Origin of the sequence: Streptomyces sp. Ru73, from assembly GCF_002920575.1 — a bacterium.
Classification (GTDB): Bacteria; Actinomycetota; Actinomycetes; order Streptomycetales; family Streptomycetaceae; genus Streptomyces.
The window spans coordinates 19,396-41,042 of sequence record NZ_PQSQ01000005.1 but is presented as its reverse complement, the minus strand read 5'-3'; the positions used below and the strand labels follow the sequence as shown (position 1 = coordinate 41,042).

Here is a 21,647-nt window from a genome sequence, read left to right as displayed (position 1 = left end):
TGACCATGTTGTCCAAGTTGAGTGGTCCCGTGCGGCTGGCGGACCGGGTCGCCGCGGTGCTCTCCGAGGAGATCGAGTCCGGGCGGCTCGCCGAGGGCGACAAGCTGCCGACCGAGGTGGAACTGGTCAAGCAGCTGGGTGTCAGCCGCACGGTGGTGCGCGAGGCGGTCTCCCGGCTCCGCAACGCCGGTCTGGTCGAACCGCGCCAGGGCCTCGGTGTGTTCGTCATGCCCCGGCGCACCCGGCCGCTCGACCTGGAGGCCGAGGCGGACGACACCAAGGCGAAGGTGCGGCAGATCGTGGAGCTGCGCCGTGCCATCGAGGGCGAGGCGGCCGCGCTGGCGGCCACCCGCGCCACGCCGGACGACGTCGCGCGGATGCGGGAGGCGCTGGACGCGATCGACGCCGCGGTCGCGGCCGGTGGTGACGGCGCCGACGAGGACTACGCCTTTCACCGGTCCATCGCCGAGTCGACGGGGAACACGGTGATGGTGTCGACGCTGCGGTACCTCGGCGAGGTGCTGCGCAGCGGCATCCGGGTCACGCGGGCGAACGAGGCGCGGCGGACGGACTTCTTCGAGGCGGTCCGGCAGGAGCACCACGCCATCCTGGCCGCCATCGAGTCCGGCGACGCGGAGGCGGCGTGCGCGGCCGCCCGCCGCCATCTGAAGCACGCCGCGGCGCGGCTCCAGGAGGCGGACGACGGCTTCTGGACGGAAACCGAGGACCTGGACGTGGACCTGGGGGCCACCACCTGAGACCGGTCCCGCTGGGTACGCCGGCTCAGTGGCGCAATTGCGCGGCGGCCGCCTGACGCATCGTCGTCATCGGGGTTCGCCGCGCGCGGCGGGTCGCCGACTGGCTCACGGAGCGGGAGCGCGGGCTGGTCCCGGGGGAGGCGGTACGTGGTCGGTCGTCCTGATCAGCGCAGGGCCATGCGCTCGGCCCACGTGCCGGGACCGCTCTCCGAGGCCGCGCGGCGTGGCGGCCAGGGCGCGGGCCACGGCTTCCCTGGCGGGTTTGGGGCGGTAGTCCTCGTCGTGGAGGGTGGGGTGTCCGTACGGGCTGCGGCTGCCCTGGGGCACCCAGGAATCCGCGTCGCCGACGCCCCAGACCGTGAGGCCGGTACAGGCGGGCGCGGCGAGGCACTGCTCGACGACGGCGCGGTAGGCGGCGGCCTGGGCGGCCAGCTTCGCGGGGGTGACCGGCGGCAGCATTCGCACACTGAGCTCGGTGACGGCCACTTCCAGGCCGAGTTCCGCGAAGCGGTTCAGCGTCCGGGCCACGGCCGGCATCTCCTGTCCCAGCAGCAGATGGCACTGGAAGCCGATGCCGTGCAGGGGGACGCCCCGGTCGAGGAGTGAGCCGGCCAGGTCGTACAGCGCCTTGCTCTTGGGGTTCTCCTCAAGGGTGTTGAACTCATTGAGGTAGAGACGTGCTCCGGGGTCCGCGGCGTGCGCCCAGGTGAGGGCCTGGGCGATGTGGTCGGGGCCGAGCGCTTCGTGCCAGATGCTGCGGCGCAGGCAACCGTCGTCCGCCAGGGGCTCGTTGACGACGTCCCAGGCCGTGACCGTGCCGGCGTAGCGCCGGGCCAGGGTGGTGACGTGCGTACGGAGCAGGGTGGTCAGCTCACCCGGGGTGAAGTGGCCCCCGGTGAGCCAGGGCGGCAGTTGGTCGTACCAGACCAGCGGGTGGCCGCGCACTTCCTGGCCGTGCCGCGCGGCGAAGCGTGCGATCGCGTCGGCCGCGGCCCAGGTGCGGGTGTGGCGTTCGCGTTCCACGTGGTCCCACTTCATGGCGTTCTCGGGGGTGACACTGCTGAACTGGGTCGCGGCGAGCGCCCGGTAGCGGGGATCGGCGAGGCCCCGCTCGGTGAGCGCTGTGCCGAAGACGAGTCCGTGCCGGGCGGCCAGTTCGCTGAGGGTCAAGATGCGCCCAAGGTCAGGAGAGGGCCGACGTGGGCGCGGTCGCCGTCGAGCGGAACCACGCGATGGTACGGAGCAGCCCTTCCGGCAGGCCGGTGGTCGGCTTCCAGCCCAGCTCCTCCCGCGCCCGTGTGATGTCGGGGCGGCGCAACGACGGGTCGTCCGGCGGGCGTTCGACGAAGACGACGGGAGATGCGGAGCCGGTCATGCGGATGACCTGGTGGGCGAGGTCGAGCATGGTGATCTCGTACGGGTTGCCGAGGTTGACCGGGCCGGGCGTCGCCGCCGCGGCCAGCAGCAGAAGCCCTTCGGCGAGGTCGTCGACGTAGCAGAGGGAACGGGTCTGCAGGCCGTCGCCCGCGACGGTGACCGGGTCGCCGCGCAGCGCCTGGGTGACGAACGCGGGCACGGCACGGCCGTCGGCGGGGCGCATGCGCGGCCCGTAGGTGTTGAAGATGCGGGCGATCGCGGTGCTGGTGCCGCGGGCCCTGCGGTGGGCGGCCGTCAGCGCCTCCGCGAAGCGTTTGGCCTCGTCGTAGACGCTGCGCGGGCCGGTGGGGTTGACATTGCCCCAGTACGTCTCGGGCTGCGGATGGACGAGCGGGTCGCCGTAGACCTCGGAGGTGGAGGCGAGGACGAAGCGGGCGGACTTCTCCTGGGCCAGCCGCAGCAGGTTGTCCGTACCGGCCGAGCCTGCGGCGAGCGTGGCGAGCGGATGGCTGAGGTAGTCGCGGGGCGAGGCGGGCGAGGCGAGATGGAAGACCACGTCGACGGGGCCGGGAAGTGCGGTGGTCTCCGTGATGTCGTGCCGCCGGAAGCGGAACGGGCCGCGCCGGCCGAGCCCCGCGATGTTGCGGAGGTCGCCGGTGAGCAGGTTGTCGAGGCAGATGACCGCGTGTCCCCCGTCGAGCAGGCACCGGCACAGGTGGGAGCCCACGAAGCCGGCCCCGCCGGCGACGACCACGGTCTGACGGCGGCTCATGTGCGACCTCCGGGTGGTTGCGGGTGCCGCGTCATGTGCGGCTCCCGAGGAGTGGGCGCGCCGGCAGGTACGCCTCCAGGACGCGGCCGCCTTCCCTCATGCAGGCGCCGGCTCCGCGCAGCGCCCGGTCGGCCTCGTCCGCGTTCCGCGGCGCGCCGCCGGGACAGGCGGTCCAGGCACGGTGCAGTTCCTCGGCGGTCGGGCCGGGCGGTGCGGGGTGCGGGGAACGCAGGAAGGCGGCGAGATCGCGTGCGTACGCGGTGCCGTCACCGTTCGCGTTCCCGTCGCTGGTCCCGTTGCCGTTGCTGTTCCCGCCGGTGTCGCCGTCGCCGTCGGGGAGCGGACTCGCGTACGTCTGGAGCAGGCTGGTGTACCACTCGGGCACCGGCAGCCACTCCCCCGCCGCGATGCCGAACCGGTGGTAATCGGGCCGGACTTCCGGCGGCGGCCCGTCCGGTGTGGCGGAGACGAGTGCTTCCTGCCACCGTGCCACGCGGTCCCAGCCGGCCGTGAGTTTGTCGTGGTCCACCGTGATCAGCGGGCGCCCCCACTCACTGCCGAGCTCTTCGAGGTAACCGATGAGGAAGGAGGCGCCCAGGATGAGGTCGTACGCGGTGAAGGCCTCGCGCAGTACGGGGTCGGCCAGCTCGCTGAAGCAGCGGTGGACGCGTGCGGTGTCCTGGCACATGGCCGCGTACCAGCGGCGTACGCCGCCGAGCGCGGTACCGGGATGCCGCTTGCGGGTGTGCAGGCGGACGTGGGCCCGGCCGTAACGGAGCCACCGGTCCGAGATCTCCACGATGGCGCCGGAGAGCCGGTGGGTGACGGGGGCCGACCGGGCCAGCCATCGGAGGGAGTGTCCGGCGGCGCGGAGCCGGAGGCCGAAGTCGGCGTCCTCGGCGGCGTTGTTGAAGTGGGTGTCGTCGAAGCGCATGCGGTGCGGGAGCCGGTCGCGCCGCACGCCGCAGTTGGCCGTCACCACGTACGCCGCACCGCCCGCACCGTCCGGTGGCGCGTCGAAGAGGCGCTGGTAGTTCATGTAGGCGAGCAGCGGGCCCGGCCCTTCGGCGCGGACCGGCGCGGCCACGGCGACCTCCGCGGGCAGGTGCAGTGCCGTGGCGAGGTCCGTGCACCAGGTCGCCGGCAGCCGGCAGTCGTCGTCGGTGAAGAGCACGGTGTCGTGGCATGCCGTCTCCAGTGCGGCGTTCCGGGCGCCGGGCGCGCTCCGCCGGGGCAGGTGGAGCACCCGCACCTGAGGCGAGCCGAGGTGAGCCAGGGGGTCGGGGGACGGCGGGGTGCCATTGACCATGACCAGCACCTCGGCGTGCGGGTCGTACGCCGCGGCGGCCAGCGCTGACTCGACGGTGGACCGCACCGTGGGGCGTTCGAGGGTGGTCGGTATGGCGACGGTGACGCTCAAGGGCAGCTCCGTGGCGTCGGCGCGGGCGAGAACGCGAGGTCGGTGAGCAGGTCCTGGTCCTTGCCGCCGATCCACAGCGCGTCTCCGAGGAACCGGCCGGCCGGGTACGCCTCCAGGGCGCAGTGGTAGTACGGGCGGCCGGCGTCGTGCAGCAGGACGGCCGTCCGCTCACCGAGGAGCCGCAGTGCGGTCAGCAGACAGCGGCGGCGCTTGCGCCCGTTGATCAGGATGACGTCGTACGGTCCCGGAGCCTCTGCCGCTCCGGCAGCCGTCATGGGGTAGGCGACGTAGTCGTCGAGGTCGGCGGCGCGGTCCGCGTAGTGGCTGACGCCGAAGTGCGGGTGCAGCGGGCCTCTGTCCCAGCACACCACGTCGATCCGTACGCCGTCGGTGCCGGGTGTGTACGGGACGCCGTCGGTGCCGGCCGCCTCGTCGTGGCCGGTGGCCGGTTCCCCGTCCATGTACCGCACGGAGACGCCCGGCCGTGCGGCGAGCAGTGGCGGCAGTTCGGTGTCGAGGTGGCCGCGGTGGTGTTCCAGGCTGGTCCAGTGGCACGGTACGCCGGCGTCGGCGAGCAGTTGCGGGAAGGCGAGGGTGCTGCGCCCGGAGCCCCACTCCAGGACCCGCAGCGGCCGCTTACCTCCTCCCCCGTCCCGTTGCCCGTCCCGGTACGCGGCGGCGTTCAGCAGCACGGTCCCGATCAGTTCGCCGTCCGTCTCGCTGGTCAGGCCGTACGGGCTCGTGTGGCCGGCGGACGCCGGCGCGGGGCCGGAGACGGTCATGGTGAAGTCGTCGAGGTGGAAGGGCACGGTGCCGTGGAGGGATTCGGCGTAGACGACGAGCCGGGTGGCCTCGTGGGTGAGGGTGTAGGTGCCGCCGAGCTCGGTCCAGTGATCAGCCGCGACGCGGGTGTCCGGTACCACGGTGTCGTAACAGGTGCCGCCGGTGTGGTGGCGTTCCATCGTGAGCTTGAGGTCCGCGGGTGCCTCGCCGGGGGCGAGCCGGGCCCACAGCCGGAAGGCGTACGCAGCACCGGGCGTCGGCGGGGCGGGCAGTGCCAGCCGGGGCCCCTCCCACGGCTCGGTGCGGCTGCTGCACAGCAGGCTGTGGGTGCCGCTGTGGGCGCAGGCGTCGCTGACCGTCACCCGGGCGCTGCCCACGCGGCAGGACCAGCCCTGTGTCGTCCCGTCCTCGAAGGTGCAGGTGACGGCGCCCGCACCGGAGCCGGTGGGCGAGGCGTTGTCCGCCGCCGCGCCGGTCACCGCATCCGTCCCGGCCGCGGCCGGCGAGCCCGGTGCGGCGCCGGCTCGGTACGTCTCCCACAGCGCGCGGTTGACGAGCGGTGCGGCCGCCTGTTTCAACGTGCCGGACCAGTGCACGAACAGCGGCGGGTGGCCGTCCGGCGACACCACCCGGCCGTCCTCGACCGCACCGACCGGATCGCCGCCCCACCACTCCACCGCGAGGCCCTCGGCGCCCGCGTCGGCCAGTGCGCTGAGGCTGGCGTAGCGGTAACCGGACGTCACCATCAGGTAGTTGAGCATCGGCTGGTCGTTCAGCCCCGGGCACATGTGCGGCAGCAGGTCGCGTACCTCGGGCAGCCGCCGGACGACGTCCGCGAGCGGCAGGCACTCCTTGCGGGAGGCGACGAAGCCGGTGGCGCCGGCGAAGCCGAACTGTTCCTCGGTGAGCCGTCCGGTCGTCTCGATCGAGTCGTTCCAGACGAACCGGCGGGTGGTGGGGTCGTTGCCGTGGGCGGTGAGGAAGCCGTAGTCGGCGAGCAGGTCGAAGACGAAGTCGGCACTGTGCAGGACGACGGTGTCGGAGTCGAAGTACGCGAACTCCTCGAACGGCCCTTCCCACATGGCGAGTTTGCGGAAGTGGCCACGGGGAGTGCCGCGGATGGCCGCCCCGACCGTGTCGCACGCGTGCAGTACCTCGCGGTCGTCCAGTACCGAGAAGCCGTGGCTGGACTGAAGCGCGCGCAGTGCGCCGGTGTCGTCGGCGAAGGGAATGAGGCACAGCGGAAGGTCGGGGTTGAACCGCCGGAAGCTGTTGAGGAACGCGGTCGCGTAGTCCAGGAATCCATCGTTCGCCAGGAAATACACTCCACGCTGCGGCGCCATGGAAGGCTACCTCCTGCTCGTCGGCATGCTGCCACAGTAGGCACACCGCCCGGCGCGGGTGAGGCACCGATCAGCCGATCCCGGAGGAGATATATCGGCCGCGATGCGCGGCTTCGGGCCCGGCAGCAGCAACGGCCCGTACCACCGCTCCCGTACCGCTGTTCACTCCGGCCCCGGCCCCGCCGGAACAGATCGGTCGCGTACGTATGGCTACCGCCGCCGACGCCACCGACCTGCACTTCCGGCTTCGGGCGAGGGGCCGGCCAGCCGCCGGCCCCGCGCCGTTCAGGGCGTCGGTGACGGGCCGGGTGGGAGGTGGACTGTCATGATCAGGTGGCAGGTGGTGGTGCCGGCGCCGCGGTAGGTGTGTGCGGTGTCGCCGTCGAAGGTGGCGGTCCGGCCGGCTTCGACGGTGTGCTCGGTGCCGTCCACGATCAGCGTCATCCGCCCGGCGGTGACGCTGACGGTCTCCACCACTCCGGCCTGGTGCGGGTGGCTGGGGTACTCCTCGCCCGGTTCCAGCTGCCAGCGCCAGACCTCGACGGGGGCCGGGCCGGAGGTGGTCAGCAGGAGCCGGGCCTCGCTGCCCCGGTTGCCGGTCCACAGCGGTGCGACGGTGTCGGCGGCCACGATGCGGACCCGGCCCTCGGCCCGTCCCTGCATCAGCGCCGACACCGAGATGCCCAGGGTGTCGGCCAGCCGCACCAGCGTGGCCAGGTTGGGGTTGCCCTGGGCCTTCTCCAGGCCGACCAGGGCGCCCTTGCTCACCTGGGCGCGCCGGCTGAGCTCCTCCAGGGACAGGCCCGCGCGGACGCGGGCCGCCCGGACGTTGTGCGCGACCGTCCGCAGGGCTGCGGCTGTCTCGGGCACCTGATCACCCTCCTCACCGGCGGGCACCGGCCTCACCGACGGGCCAGTGGATTGCACCACGCGGTCGTTCGGTTGACACGCGCCGGTCATTTCGTTGTACGGTTCGGTCGTTCCAATGAGATTGTAAGGGATGTACCGTGATCGCTCTGCTGCTGGCTCTGGGCAGCTCCCTCGCCTACGGGTGCGCCGACTTCCTCGGCGGACTCGGCGCCCGCAAGGCCCATGTGCTGCGTACCGTCATGATCGCCGCGCCGGCCAGTCTGGCGGTCGAACTGCTGCTGTGGCCCGTACTGGGCGCCTCCTTCAGCGCCTCCGCCGTCGGCTGGGGCGCCGCTTCCGGGCTCGCCTCGGCCGCCGCGTTCGCGCTGCTCTACCGCACGCTGGCCATCGGCCCGATGAACGTGCTCTCCCCCGTCACCGCGCTGGTCTCCGCCGCGCTCCCCGTCGGGGTGGGGCTGCTGCAGGGCGAGCACCTGGCCACCGCCGGGCTGGTCGGCCTGCCGCTCGCACTGGTGGCGGTGGTGCTGGTCAGCGCCGGGCACGGCGCCGGCTCGGCACGACCCTCGCGTACCGCGCTGCTGCTGGCCTTCGGCGCCGGCGCCGCCATCGCGCTCCAGCTGATCTGTCTGCACCAGGCGCCGTCCGACAGCGGCGTGGCCCCGCTGATCGTCGGGCGCGCGGTCTCCTCGGCGGTCACCCTGGCAGCGGCGGGCCTGATGCGCCGCCGGCTGGGCTCCGAGCGGCCCGCGTACGCGATGTCGGCAGGCGCGGGAGCGCTGGACTCGGTGGCGAACCTGCTGTTCCTGCTCGCCTCCCGCAGCGGGGACCTCGCCGTCGTCGCCGTGATCACGGCCCTGTACCCGGCGGGCACGGTACTGCTCGCCCGTGGCGTGCTCGCCGAGCGCATCCACCGCGGCCAGCTCGTCGGCCTGGGCACCGCCGCCGTCGCGGTCAGCCTGCTGGCCCTGACCTGAGCGAGTCAGCAGGGCGGGCAGCCCGAACCCCCTGGCATCAGCGCATCCCCCCCAGCCCACCCCAGCCCACCCCACCCCACGCACGGAACGGAACCTCTCCCATGCCCTCCTTCCTCCTCGCCCCCGCCGTCGCGGACGCCTTCCCCGACACCCTGATCGCCCTCGTCACGGCCACCGGCCTGCGCGGTCGCGAAGACTGGCCCGACACCGGCGCCGCGCTGGCCGAGCTGGAGCAGCGGCTCGCCGAGGGCTCCTGGCAGCCCGCCGACGAGAGCGACCCCCGCATCGAGAGCTGGCACACCGCCTACCGCGCCTTCGGCACCAACCCCCGCCGCATCCGCCCCAGCGTCGACGCGCTCGGCCGCCGTCTCGCCAAGAAGGGCACGCTGCCGCGCATCAACCCGGCCGTCGATTCGTACAACGCCGTCTCGGTGCGCCACGGCCTGCCCGCCGGCGCCTTCGACCTGACCACCGTCACCGGTGACGTCATCATCCGGTACGCGGACGGCACCGAGTCCTTCACCCCGCTCGGCGAGCCCGGCACCGTCGAGCACCCCAAGCCCGGTGAGGTCGTCTACGTCGACTCCGCCGGCGTACTGACCCGGCACTGGAACCACCGCGACGCCCACCGCACCCGTGTCACCGAGGACTCCGCGCACGTCGTGTTCGCCCTCGAGACCGTCGCCGCCTCGCGCGACGGCGACCTGCTGAAGACCGCGGCGGAGGAACTGCGCGGCCTGCTCGCCGCGCACAGCGACGACGTCGGCGTGCGGTACCTGAGCCCCGCAGAGCCCCGCGTCGCCGTCTGACGCACCTTCAGGAGCTGCCGTTCGGGCGGCGGACCGCCAGGGCCAGTGGCAGGAGGGCCGTCAGCACGGCGAGGGCCAGATAGCCCCAGGTCAGCGTGGCGGCGGTGGCGATGGAGGCGACCAGGAGCGGGCCTCCGGCGTCACCGAGTTCGCGGCCGAGTTCGGCGGCGCCCATGGTCTGGCCCATGCGTTCCCGGGGCGTCGCGCCGGCGAGGGCGGCGAAGCCGAGCGGGGTGATCAGGCCGGTGCCGGCGCCGATCAGGACGGCGGCCGTCAGGAGTCCGGCCACGCCGGGCAGCAGTGCGGCGGCCAGGCCGCACGCCGTCACGGCGAGCCCCACGGCCAGCCCCGTGCGGGCGGTCAGCCGGCCCTCGTCCAGCGCGCGCCCGGCCCACGGCTGGACCACGGCGGCACACGCCGCGAGGACGGAGACGGCGGCGCCGGTGGCCGGCGGCGGCAGGCCGTCGGCCGCGCCGGACAGGGGCAGGAATCCCACGCCCACGGACAGCGCAGCGGTGGCGGCGGCCAGCGCGGCGACCGACCGCAGGAAGGCGCCGTCGGCGAGCCGGCGGGCCAGGCCCAGGAGGGTCTGGCGCTGCTTGGGCAGGGGCGGCACGGCGGGTACGGCGAGCGCGGCCCACACGGCGACGGCCGCGGCCAGCACCATCAGGACGGCGAACAGCAGCGTCAGTCCGCCCGCCCACACCAGCGCACCGCCGAGCAGGGGCCCAGCGGTGTAGCCGATGCTCTTGCAGAAGCCGTACGAGCCGAACGCGCGGCCGTGCTTGGCCTGCGGGTTCAGCCGGGCGACCAGCGCGGAGGCGGCCGGCGAGAACGCGGACGCCGCGGCGCCCTGGCCCAGCCGGGCGGCCCACAGCCAGCCGGGATCCCGTACGGCGACGAACACGGCGGAGGCGGCGGCGAACGCGACCAGCCCGCCCAGCAGGACCGGCCGGGCGCCCACGCGGTCGGCGAGGGTGCCGAAAACGGGCTTGAGGACGACCTCGGCACCGTCGTACAGCGCCAGCAGCACGCCCAGGTACAGCACCGACCTGACCAGGTCGGCGTCGCCTGCGCCGAGGTTGGCCGCGATGCCGTGCGCGCCGAAGGCGGTGGTGAAGCCGGCGGCGTACAGCGGCCACATCCGCCGCCCGTCCGTGGCCGGTGCGGCGGTGGCGCCGGTGGCCGGCTGTCCGCTCACGACGCCTCTCCCTCGCTGCCGTCGGAGAACGCGTGGAGGTGGGCGAAGACCCGTTCGCTGTAGCCCTCGAAGCGCCGCGCGCACTCGGCGAGCCGCCGGTCGGCCGCCGCGCCGCCCGGCGCGCCGAACACGTCGCGGGCCTTGAGATCGCGGTGCCAGCGGCGCAGCCGCTCCAGCGACTGCTCCTCCTCTTCCAGCTCGGCCAGGGTGAACTTGCGCTGCGCGATCTCCTTGTCCAGCTCCGCCGTGTACTTACCGCAGTCGGCGGTGAACTCGGCCCAGTCCTCCTCGCGCGCCGCGGTGAACATCGCCTCGAACCGGGCCGCGTCCCGCGGTTCCCGGCCGGCGGCCCGCAGCACCACGGTCTCGCCCTGGGCGCGCTCGGCCAGTTCCAGGGCCCGCCGCACGCCGTCGGCGAAGACCGGCACGTCCGGCACCGCCCAGACGCCCTGGCCGAGCGAGAGCGCGCCGACCTTGCGCAGCTCCCGCCAGACCGCCACCCGGTGGCGCGACGGCTGTGCGGGCAACCGCACGATCAGCACCACCCATTGCCTCGCCGTTTCCTCACTCACACGGGGAAAGTAACACGCGTTACATACTCATGGGGAGTGAGTGTCACTTCTGCGGCGGTGCCACGGTGTGTCACCCGTTCGACTTCCGCTTTGTCGGGAACAGTGGGAGTTCCGCACCCCCTATGTCAGGAGCTTGCTCATGAGTGTGCGCGTCGCTGTCATCTACTACAGCGCCACCGGGAACGTTCACCAGCTGGCCCAGGCCGTCGCCGACGGAGCCGCCGGCCGCAACGCCGAGGTACGGCTCCGCCGGGTGACGGAGCTGGCGCCGGATGCCGCCATCGACGCCAATCCCGCCTGGCGCGCGCATGTCGACGCGACGAAGAACCAGGTGCCGGAGGCGACGCTGGAGGACCTGGAGTGGGCGACGGCCTACGCCTTCGGCACACCGACCCGGTTCGGCAACGTGTCCTCGCAGCTGAAGCAGTTCATCGACCTCACGGGCGGGCTGTGGCAGGCGGGCGTCTTCCACAGCAAGCCGGCCACCAGCTTCACCTCTGCGATGAACCGGCACGGCGGGCAGGAGTCCACGCTGCTGTCGCTGAACAACGTCTTCTACCACTGGGGCTGCATCATCGTGCCGCCCGGTTACACCGACCCGCTGCTGTACGCGGCGGGCGGCAACCCGTACGGCACCAGCTGGCCCAGCGGCGGCGGCGAGGGCCCGGACGCGGCGACGCTGGAGGCCGCGCGCTACCAGGGCCGGCACCTGGCGGACATCGCCGAGCGGCTGCGGGGCTGAACACCGCACAGTGGCCGGCCGCCGAGAAGGCGGCCGGCCACTGACGTCTCACCCGACGTACGTGCCGCTGGGGACTTGCCGCGTCACACGGAGGTGGCGAAGCGCTCCCACACGCGGTGGCTGCCGAGGAGCTGCGTGATGCGTTCCAGGGTGGCGGGTCCGCTGTCGCCGAGCACGACGCCGGGCGCGTCGGCCGGGACGCCGGCGGTGCCCAGTACGGCGTCGGCGCCCGCCCAGCCGCCGATGGCCTTGCCGTGCCGGAAGGCCTCGGACAGCAGGAGGCCGACCCGCGGATCGGTCGCCGCCGCCTGCTCGCCGGACGGGCCAGCGGCCGCCTTGGCGTCCCGTGCGCCGAGGGCGTCCTTGCCGGTGCCGGGGGTGCCCGCGACGAGGACGGCGTCGAACTCTACGGAGCGGGCGGTGACGTAGGTGCGCTGTACCGTGAGCGCGTCGTCGCCGCTTCCCAGCTTGCCGCCGGCCGGTGCGATGACGAGCGGCACCATGCCCGCGTCGAGCACGGCCTGCCGCACCGCGCGTACGCCGTCCAGGTCACCGGTCTCGTCGGTGACGATGCCGACGATCCGGCCGTCCACCGGCCACACCTTGCCGACCTGCGACAGCGCGGGGCTCGGCTCCACCGCGGCGAGCTCCTCGGTGGGTTCCGGTGCCGGCAGGCCGAGGCCCGTCGCGACCTGGGCGCAGAGCTCGGGGTCGATGTTGGCCAGTACCTTCAGGCCCCGCTCCTTGACGGCCTGCTCGTAGCACTTGCCGAGCTCGAAGGTGTACGCGTCGATGATGTGCTCGCGCTCCACCGGCGACATGCTCAGCCAGAAGCGGCGGGCCTGGCTGAAGTGGTCGGCGAAGGACTCAGGGGCCTCCCGCACCTTCCGCGCCGCCGGCACCTCGACCGGTGTCTCGACGAACGCGCCGGCGTCCGCGCCCGCCACGAAGGGACAGCCCCCGTCGAGCGAGTTGGGCTTGTAGGGCGCGACGCCCCGGTGCACCGCCGTCTGGTGCATGCCGTCGCGCAGCATGTCGTTGACGGGGGCGTGCGGGCGGTTGATGGGCAGCTGCGGGAAGTTCGGGCCGCCCAGCCGGGTGATCTGGGTGTCCAGGTACGAGAAGAGCCGCCCGGCGAGCAGCGGGTCGTCGGTGATGTCGATGCCGGGGACGAGGTGGCCGGCGTGGAACGCCACCTGCTCGGTCTCGGCGAAGAAGTTCGAGGGGTTGCGGTTGAGGGTGAGCAGGCCGATCGGCTGGACCGGGGCGAGCTCCTCGGGGACGAGGTTCGTCGGGTCCAGGAGGTCGATGCCCTCGAAGGTCTGCTCGGGCGTGTCGGGGAAGGTCTGGATGCCCAGTTCCCACTGCGGGTAGGCACCGGCCTCGATGGCGTCGGCGAGGTCCCGGCGGTGGAAGTCCGGGTCGACGCCGTTGATGATCTGAGCCTCTTCCCAGACCAGCGAGTGCACGCCGAGCTTCGGCTTCCAGTGGAACTTGACCAGGGTCGTGGCGCCCTCGGCGTTGACCAGCCGGAAGGTGTGGACGCCGAAGCCCTCCATCATCCGGTAGGAGCGCGGGATGCCGCGGTCGGACATGTTCCACAGCGTGTGGTGGGCCGCTTCGGTGTGCAGGGTGACGAAGTCCCAGAACGTGTCGTGCGCGCTCTGGGCCTGCGGGATCTCCCGGTCGGGGTGCGGCTTGCCGGCGTGGATGATGTCCGGGAATTTGATCGCGTCCTGGATGAAGAAGACCGGGATGTTGTTGCCGACCAGGTCGAAGACGCCCTCGGAGGTGTAGAACTTCGTCGCGAAGCCGCGGGTGTCGCGCACCGTGTCGGACGAGCCGCGGGAGCCGAGGACGGTGGAGAACCGTACGAACACCGGCGTCTCCACGTCCTTGCCGAGGAACGCCGCCTTGGTGACGTTCGCCGCCGTCCCGTACCCCTGGAAGCCGCCGTGGGCCGCGGCGCCGCGCGCGTGCACCACGCGCTCCGGGATGCGCTCGTGGTCGAAGTGCATGACCTTTTCGCGCAGGTGGTGGTCCTGCATCAGGACCGGTCCGCGGGGTCCGGCCTTCAGGGAGTGGTCCGTGTCGGGGAGCCGGACGCCCTGGGCGTCCGTCAGCCGTTCGCCGCGCTGCGCGACGTCCGCCTGGTCCGCACCGGTGGGCTCGCCGGTCGGCGACATCGTCGCGGGGCCGCTCTGGTCGGGCTTGGGCGGCAGCGGGCCGCGCGGCTCGACCGGCTCGTCGACGGGCGGCGTCTCGGGTCCGGGCTTGCCCGGGATGCCCTCCTCTGGCCCGGTCGAGTGCCGCAGCGCGTCGGTGACCTTCTCCGCGGCCTGCTTCAGAGGGTTGGCGTCGTCCATCGTCGAGAACTCCTTCATGTCGGTCGGCCGGCCACCCGTGAGCCGGTGCGGGGCCGGCCCTCAGTCAGCCGGTGCGTGGATCCTGAGCAGCGGATCCTCCGATGTGCGGCCTGCCCGCCTGCCCAGTAGCCGCGATGACCGGCCTGAAACAGCTGAAACGGCGGCAGGGCGCCGCAGGCGGCACCGCGCGACACGGGACAGGGCACAACACGGCAAACCAGGACACTCGCACACAGAAACTCACTCTATGCGGCACACCGCACACGGTGCGTGTGCACGTTCGGCCAGTCGTGCGGCCGGCCGCACGGCGCCGGCCGGAGACCGCATCGGCGCAGGACGCCGCCGCCCTCGGTTCAGCTGCGGGCCAGCAGCAGGTCCTCGCCGCTCGACGGGCGGAGGCCGTCGGCCCGGCCGGCGAAGTACCGCTCGGCGAACGAGGCCCCCGACACGTGCCGCACCTCGGCGAACCCCGCCTCACGCGCCAGCGCCAGCATCTCCTCCGGCGGATAGAAGCTGAGGAACGGCGTACCGGACGCCTGCGCGCCCTCCTGGCTGGCCCGCAGGCCGGGGCGGTCGGCGTCGTCGAGGAGTTCGGGCGGCAGCAGGAAGGTCATGGCCAGCGTCGAGCCGGGGGCGAACGCGGCGATCCGGCGCAGGGTGTCGGCCGTGGCGTCCTTGGTGAGGTACATGGTCACGCCGGTGGAGACGACGACCGCGGGCCGGCCGGGGTCGAACCCGGCGGCGGCCAGCTGCTCGGGCCAGGGCGTGGCGGCCTCGAAGTCGACCGGCACCAGATGCAGCCCGTCGGGGATGCCGTAGCCGAGTTCGTGCAGGCGGCGGCGCTTCCACGCCTGGGGTCCCGGCTGATCGACCTCGAAGATCCGCAGCCGTGCCGCGACCTCGGGCCGGCGCTGCGCGAAGGTGTCCAGCCCCGCGCCCAGGATGACGTACTGGGTGACGCCGCGATCGGCCTGCTCCGTCACCAGGTCCTCGATGAACCGGGCGCGTGCCACGATGGCCGCGCGGAATCCCCGGGTGGCCTGCGGGTCCATGTCCGGACGGGCGCGCCAGCCGTCGCCGGGGTCCGCGAGCCGCAGCCCCACCTCGTCCTCGATCACGTGCGGCGGCGCATCGACCTCAAGGTGCAACGCCCGCCAGAGAGCGGTTCGCACGGCAGTGTGGTCCGGCACCTCGGGCTGCTCCTCCGCCATGACGCTCCTCCTCGGTACGGTCGGCTCTCGTCGGCGGCCCGGCGGCTCCGCCGGTGCTCACCATACGGCGGGGAGGCCGTCCCCGCTCACGGCTTGGCCACACGCACCGTCAGCGGATTGTTGAAGTAGCCGGAGGCCGACTGCTGTTCGTGGAAGGACTCGCCCGGGCCGCCGCCGTAGACGCGGAAGAACCAGGCGCGGCCGGTGTGGTCCTCGAAGTCTTCCTGCAGCCGGCGCCGGGGCAGCCCGTGGATGTCCTTGATGGCCGGGTCCGTGCACAGCTTGCGGAGCACGTCGTCGAACTTCTTCTTGAACGCCTGCTGGCCGTCCTCCGGCTTCAGTTCGCTCAGGCCGCTGAACCAGCCGCCGGATTCCTTCGCGCGCCGGTAGAGCGTGTCGTACAGCTCCTCACGCGCGATGCGGTCGAAGTCGTTGCGTGCGTAGTTCTCCAGCGTCACCCGGCAGGTGCCGTCCAGGGAGGAGGCGACCACGGCGGCGAAGTGGTAGCCCCAGACGTCGTCGCCGCGGGCCGCCGGCGGGCTCACGGAGTGGTCGCGCTCGTCCTGGGCGGCCATGCTGAAGATGGCGAAGCCCTCGCCGACCCCGGGCGAGGCGTACTGGTTGACGCCCAGCCGTGCCGCGGTCGCGTCCCGGCCGCCGTCCCTGATGGCCTCGCCGTACGCCCTGCCGTTGTCCGGCGCCTTCCGGTCCCTGGCCTCCGCCGCGTCCACGGCGCCCGGTACGTCCAGGCCACCGTCGGAGGTGGTGGCGATCTGCCCGGCGAGGCTGCTGACGCGCGCGTCGCTGTCCGAGCCGGGGGTGATCTCGAACCCGCCGGCGCCGCCGCCCAGCACCACCCGGCTCGTCTTGTCCCGGTCCGACCCCATCAGCCTGCAGGCCACCGTGATGCACGTACTGCGTACGAGCGAGACGAACTCCTCGCCGGCCGGCGGGGCTTGCCGGGCCTGCTGGGCCAGCACCGGCTGCACGCGGGACAGACGCCGCTCACCCACGGTGATGCTCCGGCCCTGGAGCGCCAGGCGCACGATGCTGCCGGCCGCTGCCAGGGAGGCGTTGGCGTTGTCGACGACCTCGCCGACGGCGTAGAACTCCTTGGGCTCGTCCTTGTCGAGCACCGCGAGCGTGCCGTCGTCCGCGACCCGCAGCCCCGCCTCGGCGGGCTTGACCTCACGGGCCGGGTAGCGGACGCGCTCGGGGATGCCGCGCGGGCCGAGGGTCGCGCCACTGCCGACCACGACCTGCGCCTCCTGCTCCTGCGCCATGAAGTGCGGGCCCTTCTCGCCCGGTTCGGCATGGGTGGGGTAGCTGCCGCCGGGGACGGAGCCGAGCCGCTGGACGGCGTGCAGGGACGCACCGTCGCTCGGGCCCTCGGTGCGCCGGTCGCTCCGGGTGCCGCCCGTCGCACCGACCACCCGGGCCAGTGCGGCGTTGCCCGCGCTGCGCTGCAGTACGGCCAGGGCCTCGGCGTCGGCGCGGCCGGCGAGCCCCCGCCCGACGAGGTCCGCCGCCGTACGGGCCGCCGTGCCGGTGGCGCCCGGAGTTGCCGGTCGCCGGAGGGGCTGCGGAACCGCGTGCCGGGGCATCCCGTCCTGCTGTGGCCGCCGCACCATGGTCGCCCTTCTCCTCCGTCATGGGCCGGCCGCATGGCGGGCCCGCGCCGCCGGGTCCGCGCCGGCTCGGCACCCTTGAGCGTGTCACGGCCGGCGGCGGCGCCACAGGGGCGTCCGGGCAGCGGGCGGGGAAGAGTCAGGCGCCCTTTCGGGCATCTCCCCCGCCACTGCCCGGAAGCGGCGGGCCGTACGCGCTACACCACCGCGGCGCCCGCCGCACGCAGCCGCCCCTGGAGCCTGCCCTGCAGGTCGGCGACGAGGCGTTCGACCGGCGGGGTGACGCGCGGCCCGAGGAGACTGGTCACGATGGCGGCGGCCACGCCCATGCCGGCCACGGGCCCCAGCGGCGTACAGCCGAAGAAGTGGCTGAGGCCGGGCGTCTGCACGACCGCCATCAGCGCCGCGGCCGAGCCGACGGTGGTCGCCCACAGCAGCGGGCTGCGCTGGCGGCCGATGAGCGTCTGGGTGAGCTGGGCGCCGACGACTCCGCACAGGGCCATGGTGCTGGTACGGCGCGCGGTGCCGGGCGTGAAGCGGCCGATCAGCCATGCGACGGTGGCGCCCAGCGCGGTCACGATGCCCCGCTGGCGGATCTGGCGCAGCAGCGGAGCGCCCAGTGCGCTGGTGCCGACCGGTGTGCTGCCCTCCGCCGCGGCCTGCTCCGTACTGTGGTCGTCCGGCGGTGTGACGGCCACGGCCATCGCGGGGAACATGTCCGTCAGCAGGTTGACCAGCAAGAGCTGACGGGTGGACAGGGGCGATGCTCCGGCGATCAGCGTGCCGAGCACGGTGAAGCCGACCTCGCCGGCGTTGCCGCCGATGAGGATGCTGATGGCGTCCGCGACGCTGCGCCACAGGGCGCGTCCTTCCCGGACGGCGTCGACCAGTACGGCCAGGTCCGGTTCGGTCAGTACCAGGTCGGCGGCGTTGCGCGCGGCGGCCGAGCCGCGCGCCGCGAGGCCGACACCGACGTGCGCTGCCCGGATCGCCGCCGCGTCGTTGGCGCCGTCGCCGACCATCGCGACCACCCGGCCGGCGGCCCGCAGCCCCTCGACCACCTGGAGCTTCTGCTCGGGAGCGACGCGCGCGATGACGCCCACGCCGCTGAGGAGGCGGGCGCGGCCCGCCCGGTCGGCGGCCGCGAGTTCGTCGCCGGTGACGACGCCGGTATCCTCCGGCCAGCCCAGCGCCACGGCGACCGCGCGGGCGGTGTGCGGATGGTCGCCGGTCAGCATGACGGGCGTCACCCCGGCCGCCCGCAGCCCCTCGACCATGGGCGCCGAGCCGGGGCGCGGGGTGTCGGCGAGTGCGACGAAACCCGCGAACTCCAGCTTCGCCAAAGGCTCGTTGACGATGTCGTCGGCGTCCTGGCCGCCGGTGAGGGAACGGGTGGCGACGGCGAGGACGCGCAGCCCCTCGCCGGCCAGGGACTGTGCCCACTCGGCGGCCTCGGCGGGGAGGCCGGGGCAGGCGTCCAGGACGGTTTCCGGCGCGCCCTTGACCACGAGCAGACGGTCGCCCGTACCGGTCTCGCCGACGGCAGCGGTGTAGCCGCGGCTGGCTTCGAAGGGCAGTCCGGCGGTGGCGGTCCAGTCGGGGTCGGCCGGGGTGGCGGCCAGTACGGCCTCGTCGGTGGCGTGCGCCTGACGGCCGTTGGCGTCCTCGGCCTCCTGCGGGCAGGCGCGTCCCGCCAGCCGCAGGACGTCGGCCGCGGCTTCGTCCCGCGGTTCGCACACTGTGCCGTCGGCGGTGGTGAGCCGGACGACGCGCAGCCGGTTCTCGGTGAGCGTGCCGGTCTTGTCGAAACACACCGTGTCCACCCGGCCCAGGGCTTCGAGGGCGCGCGGTGTGCGGACGAGGATGCCGCGGCGGGTGAGGCGGCGGGCTGCGGCCAGTTGCGCCACGGTGGCCACGAGGGGCAGGCCCTCGGGTACGGCGGCCACCGCGACGGCCACGCCGCCGCCGACGGCCTCGCGGATCGGGCGGCCGCGCAGCAGCGACAGGCCGGTGACCGCGGCGCCGCCCGCGAGGGTGAGCGGGAGTGCCTTGCGGGTGAGTTCCTGCAGGCGGCCCTGGACGCCCTCGGCCGGCGGGGTGCGGGAGGCGAGCGCGACGGCCCGGCCGGCTTCGGTGTGCTCCCCCGTGTCCACGACCACGGCGGTGGCCTGACCGGTGACCACGGTGGTGCCCTCGAAGACCATGCACCGGCGGTCGGCGATGGCCGCCTGCGGCGTCGCGGAGAGCTGTTTGGCGGTGGGCAGGGACTCGCCGGTCAGCGAGGACTCGTCGACCTCCAGGCCGGTCAGCTCCAGCAGGCGGGCGTCGGCGGGGACGACGTCCCCCACCTCCAGCTTGATCACGTCGCCGGGTGCCAGCCGTGCCGCGTCCACCGTGGTGGTGCGCCCGCCGCTGCCGTCGGCGCGGCGTGCCTTCTGCTTCTGGCCCTTGGCCAGCGTGGTCAGTGCCTGTTCGGCGCGCTGCCGCTGTACGCCGCCGACGAGCGCGTTCATGCCCATCGCCCCGACGACGAGGGCCGCGTCGACGGCCGACCCCGTGATGGCGGAGGCCGCGGCGCCGACCGCGAGGACGGGCGTGAGGGGGTCGTCCAGCTCGGCCCGTACCGCGTTGGCGAGCTGGAACGACCACCGGGCCGGCGCGAGGACGGGGTGGCCCGCCACCCGTCCGGCCAGGGCCCGGGCCGTCGTCACCGCGCCGGCCAGCGCCGTCGGCTCGCCGGGGCGGCCGTCGCGCAGCCGGGCCACGGCCTCGTCGGGTTCCAGCGCGTGCCACGGCACGCGGGGGCGGGGCCGCGGGGCCGGGGTGGCGGCCACGCGGACGGCGGCTGCCCACCCCGTCACCAGTGCGCCCAGGGCCGCCGCGTTGACCGGGCCGTGCTGCGAGCCGGCGAGGACGGCGAGGCCGCGTCGTTGTGCGCCCGTGGCGACGAGCAGGCCGGACAGTGCCGCGCCCGCCCGGGCCAGTACCTGCGAGCGGCGGCCGACGGACCGGGCGGCGGGCACGGCGACGAGCAGCCGCCACACGTCCTCCAGGCCGCCGAAGACCAGGGCGTCGGCGTCCCAGACGACGGCGCTGTCCTCGTCGGTGACGGCCACGGCAACGTCGCTGCTCAGCAGCCCGGCGAGCAGTTCGTCGTCCTCGCCCGGGCGGCCCGGCTCGTCGGGGTGGAGTGCGGGCACGCGCGCCACGGTCAGGACCACGTGCCCGTCGTTCTGCCGGTGCCGTACGTGGTCCGCGAGGGGATGTTCCGCCGAGACGACTTCGTCGGCCAGCGCGGCGAAGTCCGCCAGCGCCGGGTCGTCCACCACGACGGTGTACTGGTCCGCCTGCCGGGCCGCGTCCAGTACGGCCTCGGTGAGCGGGTCGAGTTCGCGGCCGACCGTGACCGTGCCGACGTCCCGCCCGTCGACCGACACGATCATCATGCCCGTCTCCGCCGACGGCTCGCCCGGTACCGGACGCAGTTCTGCCCCGCCCGTGTCCGCCGGTGCCTCGCCGGCCCTGTCCGTCGGCTGCTCGCCGCCCTCGTCCTGGTCGATGGCCGCGGCCGCCGCCCGCCACAGCCGCTCGCGGTCCCAGCCCTCCGCGCTGGGGTGCACCTCGCAGAGGGTGCGCCTGCTGCCGCGCAGGGCGCTGGGGTGCAGCACCACCGTGTCCACGAGCTGCAGTTGCTTCAGCCGCTCGGGGTCGCGGACCAGGACGCCGGAGCGCGCCAGGGCGCCGCCCAGGGCCGCGGAGAAGGCCGCGGGGCCGTACCGCGCGGCCTTCGGGGAGCCCGAAAGGACCGCCTCCGCCGCCTCGTTGAGGTTCCGCCTCAGCAGCAGCGTCGCGGCGGCGCCCATCATGCTGCCGGTCGCGGCGTGGGCCGCGTACTGCTGGGCCGGCGTCGGCCGCAGTGGCGGCCGGGCGACCTCCCGCGGTGTGGCACTCGACCTGTCCGGCGCGCACACCCGGTCGTGTGCCGCGTCGAAGACGGCCGCCCGCGAGACGCTCTCCACCAACTGGCCGGCGCGCAGCATGCCGTCCAGGACCAGCGAGGTCGGGGACTGGCCCGCGCCGTGCACGACGGCGTTCGCCGCCGCCAGTGCCAGGTCGGCTCCGGCGGCGCCGAGCCGGGTGGTCAGCAGGGCCCGGAACCGCGGGTTCTCGCGCAGCAGTGTGACGCCGGCGGTCACCACCCTGGACGAGCGCGGCACCCGGAACACCTTGCCGGTGACCGCGGCGGCCACGCCCACCGCGTCCATCGCCAGTGCGGTCGCCGCGACCCGTACGGCCGTGGTGCCCTCGGGGTGCGCGAAGTCGTGCAGGGGCGCGTCGTCGTGCGTCAGCCCGTACCGTTCGGCCAGCTCGGTGGCCTTCTCCACCACGCGGTCGGTGGCCGCCTCCTGCGAGGCGGTGACCACCAGCCGTGCCAGGCCGCCGTCCCAGTAGGCGAGCAGCACGTCCGGGTGTTCGGCGAGCGCGCCGGCCACCCGCCTGGCCACCGCCTCCACGCCGCCCGCCCGCCGTACGCGGGCGTCCGAGGCCGGCCGCAGCGCCAGGTGCACCCGCGAGCCGGCCCGCCATTCCTCCGGACCGCCCGGCAGTGCGTTGTGTGCCACGTGCGCCACGTGCGCCGTGGTGCCGGCCAGCGCCGACGCGCCGTCGGAAGCGGCACGCAGACCGGCGCCGACGGCATCGTTCGCCGCCGTGGCACACGCCGCCGCGCCACGGGCGACGTAACCGGGCGCGGAGAGCGCCACCCCCAGGCCCGCCGCAGGCAGACGGGTCAACAGCCCAAGAACCATGTCCCACCCTCAT

15 protein-coding genes are annotated in these 21,647 nt (G+C 74.0%); 4 read left to right on the top strand and 11 right to left on the bottom strand.

Annotation, left to right across the window (positions count from 1 at the left end):
- Window positions 1–5 precede the first annotated feature (5 nt).
- A complete protein-coding gene (locus C3486_RS03615) occupies window positions 6–758 on the top strand; it encodes a FadR/GntR family transcriptional regulator (protein ID WP_103831169.1) in 753 nt (250 codons plus the stop codon).
- 105 nt (window positions 759–863) lie between these two features.
- Here the strand turns inward: C3486_RS03615 and C3486_RS03610 are convergent, their stop codons facing one another.
- The 5 genes from C3486_RS03610 to C3486_RS03590 form a co-directional block, all read right to left on the bottom strand.
- Complete coding sequence (locus tag C3486_RS03610) at window positions 864–1,928, bottom strand: endo-1,4-beta-xylanase (RefSeq protein ID WP_181138428.1); 1,065 nt, start codon at window positions 1,926–1,928, stop codon at window positions 864–866.
- Window positions 1,929–1,941: 13 nt separating this feature from the next.
- Window positions 1,942–2,907, bottom strand: a complete 966-nt coding sequence (locus tag C3486_RS03605; RefSeq protein ID WP_103831066.1) for an NAD-dependent epimerase/dehydratase family protein — start codon at window positions 2,905–2,907, stop codon at window positions 1,942–1,944.
- A gap of 31 nt (window positions 2,908–2,938) precedes the next feature.
- Window positions 2,939–4,327 (bottom strand): glycosyltransferase family 2 protein, encoded by a 1,389-nt coding sequence (locus tag C3486_RS03600; RefSeq protein WP_146074947.1) that lies wholly within the window; start codon window positions 4,325–4,327, stop codon window positions 2,939–2,941.
- On the bottom strand, window positions 4,324–6,453 hold the full coding sequence (locus tag C3486_RS03595; RefSeq protein ID WP_146074946.1) for a carbohydrate binding domain-containing protein: 2,130 nt from the start codon (window positions 6,451–6,453) through the stop codon (window positions 4,324–4,326). Before C3486_RS03595 ends, C3486_RS03600 begins: the two co-directional genes overlap by 4 nt.
- A 285-nt stretch (window positions 6,454–6,738) precedes the next feature.
- Entirely contained in the window at window positions 6,739–7,323 is a 585-nt protein-coding gene (locus tag C3486_RS03590; protein WP_103831063.1) for a helix-turn-helix domain-containing protein, read from the bottom strand.
- A gap of 137 nt (window positions 7,324–7,460) precedes the next feature.
- Here C3486_RS03590 and C3486_RS03585 point away from each other — a divergent pair, with 137 nt between their 5' ends.
- Window positions 7,461–8,297 carry an EamA family transporter gene (locus C3486_RS03585; RefSeq protein WP_103831062.1) on the top strand — a complete coding sequence of 279 codons (837 nt, stop codon included), beginning with the start codon at window positions 7,461–7,463 and terminating at the stop codon, window positions 8,295–8,297.
- A gap of 101 nt (window positions 8,298–8,398) precedes the next feature.
- The gene (locus C3486_RS03580; RefSeq protein WP_103831061.1) at window positions 8,399–9,106 is read left to right on the top strand and encodes a B3/4 domain-containing protein; all 708 of its coding nucleotides are present in this window, start codon (window positions 8,399–8,401) and stop codon (window positions 9,104–9,106) included.
- Window positions 9,107–9,113: 7 nt separating this feature from the next.
- On the opposite strand, the gene C3486_RS03575 is transcribed toward C3486_RS03580, so the two are convergent.
- Window positions 9,114–10,250: an MFS transporter gene (locus C3486_RS03575; RefSeq protein ID WP_103831168.1), complete on the bottom strand. Its 1,137-nt coding sequence runs from the start codon at window positions 10,248–10,250 to the stop codon at window positions 9,114–9,116.
- 53 nt (window positions 10,251–10,303) lie between these two features.
- The gene (locus tag C3486_RS03570; protein ID WP_103831060.1) at window positions 10,304–10,879 is read right to left on the bottom strand and encodes a Chromate resistance protein ChrB; all 576 of its coding nucleotides are present in this window, start codon (window positions 10,877–10,879) and stop codon (window positions 10,304–10,306) included.
- A gap of 139 nt (window positions 10,880–11,018) precedes the next feature.
- Here C3486_RS03570 and wrbA point away from each other — a divergent pair, with 139 nt between their 5' ends.
- On the top strand, window positions 11,019–11,621 hold the full coding sequence (gene wrbA, locus C3486_RS03565) for an NAD(P)H:quinone oxidoreductase (protein WP_103831059.1): 603 nt from the start codon (window positions 11,019–11,021) through the stop codon (window positions 11,619–11,621).
- Between the two features lie 83 nt (window positions 11,622–11,704).
- On the opposite strand, the gene C3486_RS03560 is transcribed toward wrbA, so the two are convergent.
- From C3486_RS03560 to C3486_RS03545, 4 genes are all read right to left on the bottom strand, one after another.
- Complete coding sequence (locus C3486_RS03560) at window positions 11,705–13,987, bottom strand: catalase (RefSeq protein WP_103831058.1); 2,283 nt, start codon at window positions 13,985–13,987, stop codon at window positions 11,705–11,707.
- Between the two features lie 353 nt (window positions 13,988–14,340).
- Window positions 14,341–15,198 (bottom strand): class I SAM-dependent methyltransferase, encoded by an 858-nt coding sequence (locus C3486_RS03555; protein ID WP_103831057.1) that lies wholly within the window; start codon window positions 15,196–15,198, stop codon window positions 14,341–14,343.
- Window positions 15,199–15,284: 86 nt separating this feature from the next.
- Window positions 15,285–16,829: a hypothetical protein gene (locus C3486_RS03550; protein WP_103831056.1), complete on the bottom strand. Its 1,545-nt coding sequence runs from the start codon at window positions 16,827–16,829 to the stop codon at window positions 15,285–15,287.
- 194 nt (window positions 16,830–17,023) lie between these two features.
- A complete protein-coding gene (locus tag C3486_RS03545; protein WP_103831055.1) occupies window positions 17,024–21,634 on the bottom strand; it encodes a cation-translocating P-type ATPase in 4,611 nt (1,536 codons plus the stop codon).
- Window positions 21,635–21,647 lie beyond the last annotated feature (13 nt).

What these genes read in the sequence shown, in the direction of transcription:
- C3486_RS03615 (WP_103831169.1), top strand. Translation starts at nt 6, where the DNA reads ATGTTGTCCAAGTTGAGTGGTCCCGTGCGGCTGGCGGACCGGGTCGCC.
- C3486_RS03605 (WP_103831066.1), bottom strand. Translation starts at nt 2,907, where the DNA reads ATGAGCCGCCGTCAGACCGTGGTCGTCGCCGGCGGGGCCGGCTTCGTG.
- C3486_RS03595 (WP_146074946.1), bottom strand. Translation starts at nt 6,453, where the DNA reads ATGGCGCCGCAGCGTGGAGTGTATTTCCTGGCGAACGATGGATTCCTG.
- C3486_RS03580 (WP_103831061.1), top strand. Translation starts at nt 8,399, where the DNA reads ATGCCCTCCTTCCTCCTCGCCCCCGCCGTCGCGGACGCCTTCCCCGAC.
- C3486_RS03575 (WP_103831168.1), bottom strand. Translation starts at nt 10,250, where the DNA reads ATGTGGCCGCTGTACGCCGCCGGCTTCACCACCGCCTTCGGCGCGCAC.
- wrbA (WP_103831059.1), top strand. Translation starts at nt 11,019, where the DNA reads ATGAGTGTGCGCGTCGCTGTCATCTACTACAGCGCCACCGGGAACGTT.
- C3486_RS03560 (WP_103831058.1), bottom strand. Translation starts at nt 13,987, where the DNA reads ATGGACGACGCCAACCCTCTGAAGCAGGCCGCGGAGAAGGTCACCGAC.
- C3486_RS03555 (WP_103831057.1), bottom strand. Translation starts at nt 15,198, where the DNA reads ATGGCGGAGGAGCAGCCCGAGGTGCCGGACCACACTGCCGTGCGAACC.
- C3486_RS03550 (WP_103831056.1), bottom strand. Translation starts at nt 16,829, where the DNA reads ATGGTGCGGCGGCCACAGCAGGACGGGATGCCCCGGCACGCGGTTCCG.
- C3486_RS03545 (WP_103831055.1), bottom strand. Translation starts at nt 21,634, where the DNA reads ATGGTTCTTGGGCTGTTGACCCGTCTGCCTGCGGCGGGCCTGGGGGTG.